The organism is Cetobacterium sp. ZOR0034 (genome assembly GCF_000799075.1).
In the GTDB taxonomy this organism is placed as follows: Bacteria; Fusobacteriota; Fusobacteriia; order Fusobacteriales; family Fusobacteriaceae; genus Cetobacterium_A.
In genome coordinates this window covers 1-10,594 of the sequence record NZ_JTLI01000056.1, presented here as the reverse complement: position 1 = coordinate 10,594, position 10,594 = coordinate 1, and the positions used below count along the sequence as shown (strand labels likewise).

Genomic DNA, 10,594 nt, shown 5'->3' with positions numbered 1-10,594 from the left:
GTGTCCTATTGTTCCAATGTTAACGTGCGGTTTGCTTCTTTCAAATTTTTCTTTAGCCATTTGAAATTTCCTCCTAATTGTTATTTATATTTTATAATTTTTGTTGTGATTCTATTAAAAATAGAATCACAACATTATTAAACTTTGTACAGCTTCAAAACTTAGAAAAAGTAATTATTACTTTCCTCTTTGTTCTTGAATAGCTTTTTGAACTGATGCAGGAACTTGTGCGTACTCTTCAAATTCCATAGAGTAAGTTGCTCTTCCTTGAGATTTAGATCTTAAGTCAGTTGCATATCCGAACATTTCTGATAAAGGTACTTTAGCGTTGATTATCTTCGCTCCGTTTCTATCAGTCATTCCTCCGATCATACCTCTTCTTGAGTTAACATCTCCTATGATGTCTCCCATGTACTCTTCAGGAGTAGTTACTTCTACTTTGAAGATTGGCTCAAGGATGATTGGTTTTGCTTTTACAGCAGCTTGTTTAAGAGCCATAGATCCAGCTATTTTGAAGGCCATTTCTGACGAGTCAACCTCATGGTATGATCCATCATATAATGTAACTTTTAAGTCTACCATAGGGTATCCAGCTACAACTCCAGCCTCAAGAGCTTCTCTACATCCTTTTTCAACAGCAGGGATATATTCTCTAGGAATAGCTCCTCCTGTTATTTTGTTTACGAACTCGAACTCTTTTCCAGGGTTTGGCTCAAGAGTGATCTTAACGTGTCCGAATTGTCCTTTTCCTCCAGATTGCTTAGCGTACTTAACTTCTTGATCTTGTGCAGTAGTTATAGTCTCTCTGTAAGCAACTTGTGGTTTACCAACTGTTGATTCAACTTTGAATTCTCTTCTCATTCTATCAACGATGATTTCTAAGTGTAATTCTCCCATTCCTGAGATGATTACTTGTCCAGTTTCCTCATCAGTTTTAACTCTGAATGTAGGATCCTCTTCAGCAAGCTTAGATAAAGCTAGACCCATTTTCTCTTGGTCAGCTTTAGTTTTTGGCTCAACTGCAACCGAGATTACTGGCTCAGGGAATTCCATTTTCTCTAGAACGATTGGTGCATCTTCAGCACATAGAGTATCTCCAGTAGTTGTATCTTTTAATCCAACTGCTGCAGCTATATCTCCACAGTAAACAATTTCGATTTCCTCTCTCTTGTTTGCGTGCATTTGAAGAATTCTTCCCATTCTTTCTTTCTTACCTTTTGTAGAGTTTAATACATAAGAACCTTTTGTAAGTACTCCTGAGTAAACTCTGAAGAATGTTAATCTTCCAACGAATGGATCTGTCATAACTTTGAATGCTAAAGCCGCGAATGGAGATTCGTCAGCAATTTCTCTAGTTATTTCTAACTCGTCGTTCTTAACATCTGTTCCTTTGATTATTCCTTTATCTGTAGGAGCTGGCATGTAAGTGATGATAGCATCAAGTAATGATTGAACTCCTTTGTTTTTGAAAGCTGTTCCACAAGTAACTGGTACTATTGTGTTAGCTAAAGTTGCAGCTCTTAAAGCAGTGTTGATTTCATCTTCAGAAATCTCTTCTCCTCCGAAGAACTTTTCCATTAACTCATCAGAAGTTTCTACTACTGATTCGATCATGAAGTTTCTTGCTTCTTCAGCAGCATCTGCTAATTCAGCTCTGATATCTCTTAACTCGAAGTTTTGTCCGTTATCAGAATCTTTTGGCCAAACGATTTCTTTCATTGCTAATAAATCGATAACTCCTTCGAAGTCATCCTCAGCACCGATTGGTAATTGAATAGGTACAGGATTAGATCCTAATTTTTCTCTAATATCGTTTACGCACATCTCGAAGTTAGCTCCGATTCTGTCCATTTTATTAAAGAATGCTATTCTTGGTACACCGTATTTGTCAGCTTGTCTCCAAACTGTTTCAGACTGTGGTTGTACTCCGTCAACTGCTGAGAATACAGCAACTGCACCGTCAAGTACTCTTAGAGATCTTTCAACCTCAACTGTAAAGTCCACGTGTCCTGGTGTGTCTATTATATTTATTCTGTGATTTTTCCAGAAACATGTTGTAGCAGCAGAAGTAATTGTTATACCTCTCTCTTGCTCTTGCTCCATCCAGTCCATTGTAGCGGCACCTTCGTGAACCTCTCCAATTTTATGAGCTACTCCAGTGTAGAATAATATTCTTTCTGTTGTAGTAGTCTTTCCTGCATCGATGTGAGCCATGATACCAATGTTTCTAGTCATTTCTAAAGAAACGCTTCTAGCCATTTTGTTATCCTCCTGAATTTTAAATTAAAATTAGAACTTGTAGTGTGCGAAAGCTCTGTTAGCTTCTGCCATCTTGTAAGTATCTTCTTTCTTCTTAATAGTAGCTCCTTCGTTGTTTGCTGCTGCAATTAACTCTGCTGCTAACTTTTCGATCATTCCGTACTCTTTTCTTAATCTAGTATAAGTAGTTAACCATCTGATAGCAAGAGTTTGTTGTCTCTCAGGTCTTACTTCTACTGGAACTTGATAAGTAGCTCCTCCGATTCTTCTTGATCTAACTTCGATTTGTGGTTTGATGTTCTCTAATGCTTGCTTAAATACATCGTACCCCTCTTGACCAGTTTTCTCTTTTATTAAATCCATTGCAGAATAGAAAATTCCTTCAATGATTGATTTTTTTCCGTCTAACATGAATGAGTTGATAACTTTAGTTACAACCTTATCAGAATATCTTGAATCAGGTAATACATCTCTTTTTACTGCTGCTCTTCTTCTTGACATTTACTGTCCACCTCCTTAATAATTATTACGCTTTCTTAGCTCCGTATTTAGATCTTGATTGTTTTCTCTTAGCAACTCCTGCTGTATCTAGAGCTCCTCTGATAACTTTATATCTAACTCCTGGTAAATCTTTTGTTCTTCCTCCTCTTACTAGAACGATCGAGTGTTCTTGTAAGTTATGTCCTTCTCCTGGGATGTAAGAAGTAACTTCGATTCCGTTAGTTAATTTTACTCTGGCAACCTTTCTTAAAGCTGAGTTTGGTTTCTTAGGTGTAGTAGTATAAACTCTTACACACACTCCTCTTCTTTGTGGGTTTCCTTGTAATGCTGGTGATTTTTTACTCTCTTCTAGAGTTTGTCTTCCTTTTTTTACTAATTGACTTAAAGTAGGCATTTTACCCTCCTTCCTCTGAATTTTTTTATTTATTATTTTTAAATAATATTTAACTTTAGTATTATAATCGCTTTATTGCAAAAAGTCAAAGATAATTTTATCACATTTTTATTTTTTTACAACTATTTTTTCAATTCTTCTAATTCAAGTGCAGTTTCATCCCAGCTTTCCATAGCCTCTAAAATCTCTTCATCCTTGCTATCTAACTGTTCTTGAATTTTCATTAACTCATCTAAATTATTAGTTTTTCCTGCCATTTCATATTTTTTTTCTAATTCTATTTTTTCACTTTCTAGCTTATCTATTTCCTCTTCTAATCTTTTATATTTTTTTTCTAAATTAGAAATTTTATTTCTATTTTTTTTCTGTTCTTCATAATTTAAACCAGCAGATTCATCTTTTATTTTTATATTATCCTTTTGAGACATATAACTTTCGTAATCTCCTTTAAATAAAGTTGCTCCATCTTTATCTATTTCATAGATACTGTTCACCACATTTTCTAAAAAATATCTATCGTGAGAAACAACTATAATTGTTCCATCGTAGTCCTCTAATGCTTCTTCTAAAATCTCTCTCGAATAGATATCTAGATGGTTTGTAGGCTCATCTAATATTAGAAAATTAGGTTTTGATAAAATCAATTTCATAAAAGCAACTCTAGCTTTCTCTCCACCCGAAAGTGATTTTATTTTCTTATCTACATCATCAGCTGAGAATAAGAAACCTCCAGCTACACCTCTAGCCTCTTCATCACTCAATTTAAAGTTATGAAGTAACTCTTCTAGAATAGTATTCTCCATTTTTAAACCTTGATGATTTTGGTCATAGTATCCTATCTTTACTCTTTCACCTATCTCAGCGCTTCCACCTCTTGCTTTTTCTAAACCATTAACAATTCTTAAAATCGTTGATTTTCCAACACCATTTTTTCCAATTATACCTACTCTATCTCCTCTATATATTGTCAAATCCAGGTTATTGAACAGTTGCTTTTTTTCATAGCTCATAGTTAATTTCTTTAATTCTAACACCTTATCTACACTTGGATTCTCTACTTCAAACTTAAGTTTAATTTTTCTTACGTTGATAATTGGGTCTTCCATTTTTTCCATTCTGTCTAAAAGCTTTTGTCTTCCTCTCGCTTGCTTACATTTCTGACCAGCTTTATAACGTCTTACAAACTCTTCCATTTTTTTTATTTTATCTTGTTCTTTTTCAAATGATTTTACCGCCCCTGATAAGTAGGCTTCTTTTTGAATTACATACTCTGAAAAATTACCTTTATATGCCTTTAAAGTTTTTCCTTCAATTTCAAATACTCTATTTATTATATTATCTAGAAAATATCTGTCATGAGAGATGACTATAAAAGCTTTTGGATAATCTTTTAAAAACTTCTCTAACCACTCTATTGCTAATAAATCTAAGTGGTTTGTAGGCTCATCTAAGATCAAAAGCTCGGGTTCTTCTAATAGTATTTTTCCAAGAGCGACTCTTGATTGCTGTCCACCTGAAAGATCATCTATTTTAGTTTTCCACATCTCTTCTGGAATACTCAGTCCTATCAGAATCTGTTTAACTTTATACTCAATAGCATAACCTTCCTCTTGTTCATATCTACTACTTAGATGTGCTAACTCATCCATATGTTTTTCAAAATTCTCCAAATCTGTTGCAACTAAATTATTTAGCTCTTTAATTCTTTCATAATCCGCTTTTAAATTCGAAAAAACACTCATTAATTCATCAAAAATAGAGTTTTCTTTATTTAAATTTATATTTTGTGAAAGATATCCAATTTTTAAATTTCCTTTTTTTGATATTGTACCTCTTTCATTTGTTTCGGGATTTGGATCTGTATCTTCCATATCCATCAACATTTTTATTAATGTTGATTTTCCAGCACCATTGACACCTATAATCCCTATCCTGTCTTTTTCATCTATTGAAAATGTTATATCTTTTAATAATGATTCTCCCGAGAATCCTTTATACAAGTTGTTTACACTTAGTAAAGCCATTTCTAATCTCCTTTATATATAAATTTATCCCTTTAATTATATCACAACTCTTAAAAAAAAGAGTGGTTTATCCCACTCTTTTATTATAATATTCTAAACTAACACCTGTTAAAATTATCAATCCTAAAAGAAGTCCGATTGGATAAAAGTAGTTGTGCATAAAACTTAATTGAATGCAGGTTGCTATTAAAATCGGTCCTAATAAAGCTGTTATTGAAAATCCTAAAGAATAATCTTGTAAAACAGGAGTTTCTAATTTTGGATCACATATTCTCAAAAGTAATAGTCCAGTTATAAAAACTCCAGTCGATGTCCCAAACATAGCTAAAGTTCTTTCTAATTTATAATCTTTAAAATATCTTTTTGAAAGACTATAAATCAATACCCAAGTGATATAAAATCCGACTATACTTATTATTAATATCGGCAATATATAGCTAGCTACAGCTTTTATTGGAATAGTCGTCACGGCTGAAACTATTGCAAACTCAGTTAAAGTTCCTGTTATCTTACTTTTCACTTTTGAATCAACACTCCATGCAATTCCTTTTTTTATAAAGATTTTCCATATAGCAAACATCAATAGCATTCCATAAGACCAAACCGTTATCTTTGAAAGTATTGGTATTCTATAGTATTTAAAAACATCTAAACTTATTATTGCCACTCCAGAAACTCCAAAAATTATAGCTATATGATACGCTAAAGTATCTACAGTTGTATTTAACATCGTTTCTTTCCCTATTGAAGGTTGATTCTCGACCTCTTTTATATATCCATTTTTATACTCTGACAAAATTTCTGGTTTTAAAATTTTATCGCTATTCATCTTTATTTGATATATCCCAAAAATAATACCTGATACCAACCCTATAGTTGCTAAAGTTACAGTTACTCCTTGAGCTAACTGCCAATACTCAGCTCCTACCTCTTTTAAAGTTCTTGCCACAACGCCAGCTGTCCCATGTCCACCTGCAAATGCTGAATTTAATTCAGCTCCAAATGTCTTATAAAGCTTTATACCAAAAAATAAATCAAATACAAGATTTATAAAATAGCCTATAAACAATTGAACAAAAGTAACAAGAAATAATATGCCACCGGTTGTGACAGTATTTTTCATCATTTTTGTTTTTTTACCAAACTCCATTCCTAAAGGAACCGAAATTAAAATTGGCACTATCAAAACACCTGGAACTCCTCTTACTATACTGTTCCACTCTTGTGGAATAACACTATAATATTTTCCTAGTAAATCAGGTCCTAAAATCAACCCAATTATACCACCTATTATAGATGCTGGAATAAATAAATCCTGAAGTACTTTTACCTTACTTTTTATTACAACTCCTAGTAATATAAGTATACTCAAATACGCAATTATGCTCAAAAAATTATTCATTTATAAATTCTCCTGATTTCCCACCTGTTTTTTTACAAAGTCTGATATCTGTTATTATCATAGTTTTATCCATAGCTTTACACATATCATATATCGTTAAAAGTGAGGTAGTTACAGCCGTTAAGGCTTCCATTTCCACTCCTGTTTTTCCAGCTGTTTTTACACTTGCAACAGTTTCTATAGCAAATTCATCTTCTAAAAAATTAAACTTTATCTCTACCCCTGTTATAAATAAAGGATGACACATAGGAATCAAATCACTCGTTTTTTTTGCAGCCATTATTCCTGCAACTCTAGCTACTCCTAAAACATCTCCTTTTTCTATTCCACCATCTTTAACTCTTTCGTAAGTTTCTTTATTCATAGAAATTTTACCTTTTGTTATAGCTTCTCTTTTCGTTTCATTTTTCTCTGTTATATCTACCATTATAGCTTTACCATCTTCATTAAAATGTGTTAACATTCTCTAACCTCCTATGCACCAATTCACCATTATTTTTAACTTTTAGTATCTCTGCCATTATCTCTATAGCTATTTCATATGGGCTACCATCAGAAACTTTAAGTCCTATTGGTGAATATAACTTTTCTTCTGGCAATTTAACACCTTTCTCATGAAGATTTTTCTTTATTTCGATTACTTTTCTTCTACTTCCAACCATACCTATATATTTACTTTTTTTGTTCAAAGCTGCTTCTAACGATTGTTGATCCGTTAGATGACCTCTAGTCACAATTATAAAATATGTATTTTCATTTTCCGGTAATAAACTGATTAGATTGTAGTAATCCCCTATTAAAATATCTGAAAAACAACTTTCATACTCAAGTCTATCATCTAATATAACTCTTTCAAAATCTGAATCTTCTAAAAGTTTATATAATTTTTGTCCTATATGTCCAGCTCCAACTATTACAACTCTATTTTTAGGATTAATAACTTTTATATATCCTTCCACTGTTCCACCACAACTCATACCTAATTCAGCTTCTTTTGTCAAATCATATTTGAATTCTGAGTTTTTATTATCTTCAAGAGATTTTCTAGCATCATTTATCACCCTATGCTCTACTAAACCTCCACCAATTGTTCCTATGAAATCATTGTCCCAAACACCCATAAGCGTTCCCTCTTTTCTAGGTGTAGATCCACTTGATTTAGTTAATGTAACCAAAGCTACTTTATTTCCACTTTTTACTTTGTCAAAAACTTTCTCCAAAATACTTAAATCCATCCTCTTCCCCTTTCCTATGAAGCTCACTTAAAATACCTTCTAATACAGCTCCACCTAAACTTCTTGCTTTATCTGATATTGTAAAGCAATTATCATACTGATTTAATCTCGGATCTATATCAGCTATTTTAAATTTGGGTTTTACTTCATAGTTATCTGAAATTATCCCTCTTAACAAACCATCTATTGTTGCAAAAACTGGCGTCTCATCAATATAACCCAAAATCTCTTTTCTCTTGACATAATCCCCTATTTTTTTTACCGCTTTAAAAAATCCAGTTTTTTCAGAATATATAACTCTTTCTTTCGTTATTCCTGCTATATCTCCAGGTTCACCTGTATTGGGTAAAGCTCCTCTATCATATATAAGTCTTCCTAGATTATGACCTCTCATTGTTTCAACTACAATATTAACATCCCTCCCAGCTACAAATCCAGGTCCTAAAGCTATTGTTATTGGAGCCATATCCATATTAGTTCCATAATTTTTTTTTGCAATTATTGCATCTATAACAATCTGAGGTTTTAAAATCTCTATATATTTCCCAACAGGATCTACTGCTACTGGGATTTCATTTTTTTTCCAACACTCTTCTATCTCTCTTAAATCGTTTACTTTTTTAGCTTTTACTCCCTCTACAACCTGTTCTAAATTATATATACACTCAGAAAATACTACACTACGTCTTATTGCACTTGGCTTTTCAATTTCTAATGCTAAAATTTTAAATCCACTTCTATATAATCTATGAATAACTCCAGTTGCTAAATCTCCAGCACCTCTAACTATAACTAGCATATTTTTCCCCTTTATTTTTCAAAAGTTTTATTTTTATATCCCCAATATGATTTCTCGAGTCTTTTTGCTATTTCTCCAAACATCTTACAAGTATTCTCTATGAAATATTCATCAACAACAATTCTCTTTCCTTCTCTTAAATTAAATATCTTGACTATCTCCTTTTCTATAGACTCCGGTATCTCAGTCATATAGTCGTGTAAATAATCATTTCTTATTTTTCTAACTATTCCAATAAAATTTCTTTCATTATCAGATAAAGAAAAATCTATCTTCATTTTTTCTTCTATAAACAATATATAACTATTCAAATATGACATATTTTTATTTTGAATCTCTTCCAAATCTAAATTTCTATCATAAGCCAAATCTTTTGTTAGATTTTTTAATAGAACTTCAAATATCATAAAAATATTTAAAAGATTACTCATATTATGTATCTCTTTAAAAGCATTATTATTTATAAAATAACATTTACTATACTTTGAAAATTCACTTTCATTCTCTCTTGTAGCACTCAATGATTTTCTAGATACTTTTTGATATTCTTTCAAAAAAATACTATTTATTTTATACATTCTATGAATAGTTGTCATTCTTATTTCAAATTCTTCAAAAAATTTAGCACTTTCACCATCTACCGTAAAATATGGATTAGGTTCACAAGGAATTGTCTCAATCTGAATACATATATTCTTTAAATAATCTCCAGTTTTTTCATCATCATGCTCACAGCTTTTACAACCACAGTTCTCGCTATCACATTCTGATTCTACACTACATTTTTTTTGAATATCAGTATTCTCTATATCATCTTTTTTTTCTTTCTTTCCAAAATATTTTTTAAAAAAGTTCATTATCCACCTCTATAATTTTAAAGACTTTTATACCAATTCCAAGCTGTTTCTATTATTTTACTAACATCTACATATTGTGGTTGCCATCCTAAAATTTCTCTAGCTTTATCACTCGATGCCACTACAGACGCTGGATCTCCTGCTCTTCTTTCTATAACTTCAAATTTTATCTCTATTCCTGTAACTTTTTTTGCAGCATTCAGCATCTCTAATACTGAAAATCCAGTTCCATTTCCTAAATTATATATTCCACTTATATTTTTTTCTAACGATGGTAAAGCAGCAATATGAGCTTTAACTAAATCTACAACATGGATATAATCTCTAATTCCAGTCCCATCTGCTGTAGGATAATCATTTCCATAGATACTCAACTTTTCTCTTTCTCCTTTTGCTGTTTGTAAAATAATTGGAATTAAGGCCGTTACTCCATCACCTTTTTGCCCTATATGATATTTCTCGTGTGCTCCTCCAACATTGAAATATCTAAAAATTGAATAGTTTAGACCAAATGCTTTAGCTGCATCTATAATAACTCTTTCTGCCATTAATTTACTCCAACCGTATGGATTTATAGGATTTGTTGGATAATTCTCATATACCAATCCATCACAATCAACTTCACCGTAAACCGCAGCAGTAGATGAGAATATTATATTTTTTACATCATATTTTTTCATAACTTCAACTACATTCATAACACCATAAGTATTATTTAAATAATATTTATTAGGCTCTACAACACTTTCTCCAACTTTTATATAACCCGCAAAATTCATTACTGCATCAATTTTATTTTCAATAAAAACATTTTCAAAAGTCGATATATCTCTTATATCTCCTTTATAAAACTTTGCTCTTTTATCTACAAGCTCAATATATCCATTTTCTAAATTATCTAAAACTATAACGTTATATCCTGAATCTAATAATTCTGCTACAGCATGACTTCCGATATATCCTGCTCCACCTGTCACTAATATATTTTTCATAAAACACCTCTCTATGATTTAATTTCAACAATTAAATTATAGCATAATTTTACAAAAAATAAAAAAAGATTGGCAACTTCCTATCCTCCCAGGGGGCTGCCCCCCAAGTACTTTCAGCGTTTATGGGCTTA

Annotated in this window: 10 protein-coding genes; all 10 read right to left on the bottom strand. The window is 31.8% G+C overall.

Annotation, left to right across the window (positions count from 1 at the left end):
• Window positions 1-177: 177 nt before the first annotated feature.
• Window positions 178-2,259: an elongation factor G gene (gene fusA / locus L992_RS10430; RefSeq protein WP_047380866.1), complete on the bottom strand. Its 2,082-nt coding sequence runs from the start codon at window positions 2,257-2,259 to the stop codon at window positions 178-180.
• A 30-nt stretch (window positions 2,260-2,289) separates the two neighbouring features.
• Window positions 2,290-2,760, bottom strand: a complete 471-nt coding sequence (gene rpsG / locus L992_RS10425) for a 30S ribosomal protein S7 (protein WP_047380864.1) — start codon at window positions 2,758-2,760, stop codon at window positions 2,290-2,292.
• A gap of 25 nt (window positions 2,761-2,785) precedes the next feature.
• Window positions 2,786-3,154 carry a 30S ribosomal protein S12 gene (gene rpsL / locus L992_RS10420; RefSeq protein WP_023051095.1) on the bottom strand — a complete coding sequence of 123 codons (369 nt, stop codon included), beginning with the start codon at window positions 3,152-3,154 and terminating at the stop codon, window positions 2,786-2,788.
• Between the two features lie 122 nt (window positions 3,155-3,276).
• Complete coding sequence (locus tag L992_RS10415; RefSeq protein WP_047396121.1) at window positions 3,277-5,178, bottom strand: ABC-F family ATP-binding cassette domain-containing protein; 1,902 nt, start codon at window positions 5,176-5,178, stop codon at window positions 3,277-3,279.
• 67 nt (window positions 5,179-5,245) lie between these two features.
• Window positions 5,246-6,580, bottom strand: coding sequence for a sodium/glutamate symporter (locus tag L992_RS10410; RefSeq protein WP_047396119.1), 1,335 nt, complete (start codon window positions 6,578-6,580; stop codon window positions 5,246-5,248).
• The gene (gene moaC / locus L992_RS10405; protein WP_047380855.1) at window positions 6,573-7,043 is read right to left on the bottom strand and encodes a cyclic pyranopterin monophosphate synthase MoaC; all 471 of its coding nucleotides are present in this window, start codon (window positions 7,041-7,043) and stop codon (window positions 6,573-6,575) included. The genes L992_RS10410 and moaC overlap by 8 nt, the downstream gene beginning before the upstream one ends.
• Complete coding sequence (locus L992_RS10400; protein WP_047396117.1) at window positions 7,027-7,815, bottom strand: XdhC family protein; 789 nt, start codon at window positions 7,813-7,815, stop codon at window positions 7,027-7,029. Before L992_RS10400 ends, moaC begins: the two co-directional genes overlap by 17 nt.
• Window positions 7,784-8,614: a selenium-dependent molybdenum cofactor biosynthesis protein YqeB gene (gene yqeB / locus L992_RS10395; protein ID WP_047396115.1), complete on the bottom strand. Its 831-nt coding sequence runs from the start codon at window positions 8,612-8,614 to the stop codon at window positions 7,784-7,786. The genes L992_RS10400 and yqeB overlap by 32 nt, the downstream gene beginning before the upstream one ends.
• 11 nt (window positions 8,615-8,625) lie before the next feature.
• On the bottom strand, window positions 8,626-9,471 hold the full coding sequence (locus L992_RS10390) for a hypothetical protein (protein WP_047380848.1): 846 nt from the start codon (window positions 9,469-9,471) through the stop codon (window positions 8,626-8,628).
• Between the two features lie 17 nt (window positions 9,472-9,488).
• Complete coding sequence (gene galE / locus L992_RS10385; RefSeq protein ID WP_047396113.1) at window positions 9,489-10,463, bottom strand: UDP-glucose 4-epimerase GalE; 975 nt, start codon at window positions 10,461-10,463, stop codon at window positions 9,489-9,491.
• Between the last annotated feature and the right edge of the window lie 131 nt (window positions 10,464-10,594).

Coding starts and splice junctions, on each gene's coding strand:
- L992_RS10390 (WP_047380848.1), bottom strand. CDS start 9,471: ATGAACTTTTTTAAAAAATATTTTGGAAAGAAAGAAAAAAAAGATGAT.
- rpsL (WP_023051095.1), bottom strand. CDS start 3,154: ATGCCTACTTTAAGTCAATTAGTAAAAAAAGGAAGACAAACTCTAGAA.
- fusA (WP_047380866.1), bottom strand. CDS start 2,259: ATGGCTAGAAGCGTTTCTTTAGAAATGACTAGAAACATTGGTATCATG.
- rpsG (WP_047380864.1), bottom strand. CDS start 2,760: ATGTCAAGAAGAAGAGCAGCAGTAAAAAGAGATGTATTACCTGATTCA.
- yqeB (WP_047396115.1), bottom strand. CDS start 8,614: ATGCTAGTTATAGTTAGAGGTGCTGGAGATTTAGCAACTGGAGTTATT.
- L992_RS10415 (WP_047396121.1), bottom strand. CDS start 5,178: ATGGCTTTACTAAGTGTAAACAACTTGTATAAAGGATTCTCGGGAGAA.
- galE (WP_047396113.1), bottom strand. CDS start 10,463: ATGAAAAATATATTAGTGACAGGTGGAGCAGGATATATCGGAAGTCAT.
- L992_RS10400 (WP_047396117.1), bottom strand. CDS start 7,815: ATGGATTTAAGTATTTTGGAGAAAGTTTTTGACAAAGTAAAAAGTGGA.
- L992_RS10410 (WP_047396119.1), bottom strand. CDS start 6,580: ATGAATAATTTTTTGAGCATAATTGCGTATTTGAGTATACTTATATTA.
- moaC (WP_047380855.1), bottom strand. CDS start 7,043: ATGTTAACACATTTTAATGAAGATGGTAAAGCTATAATGGTAGATATA.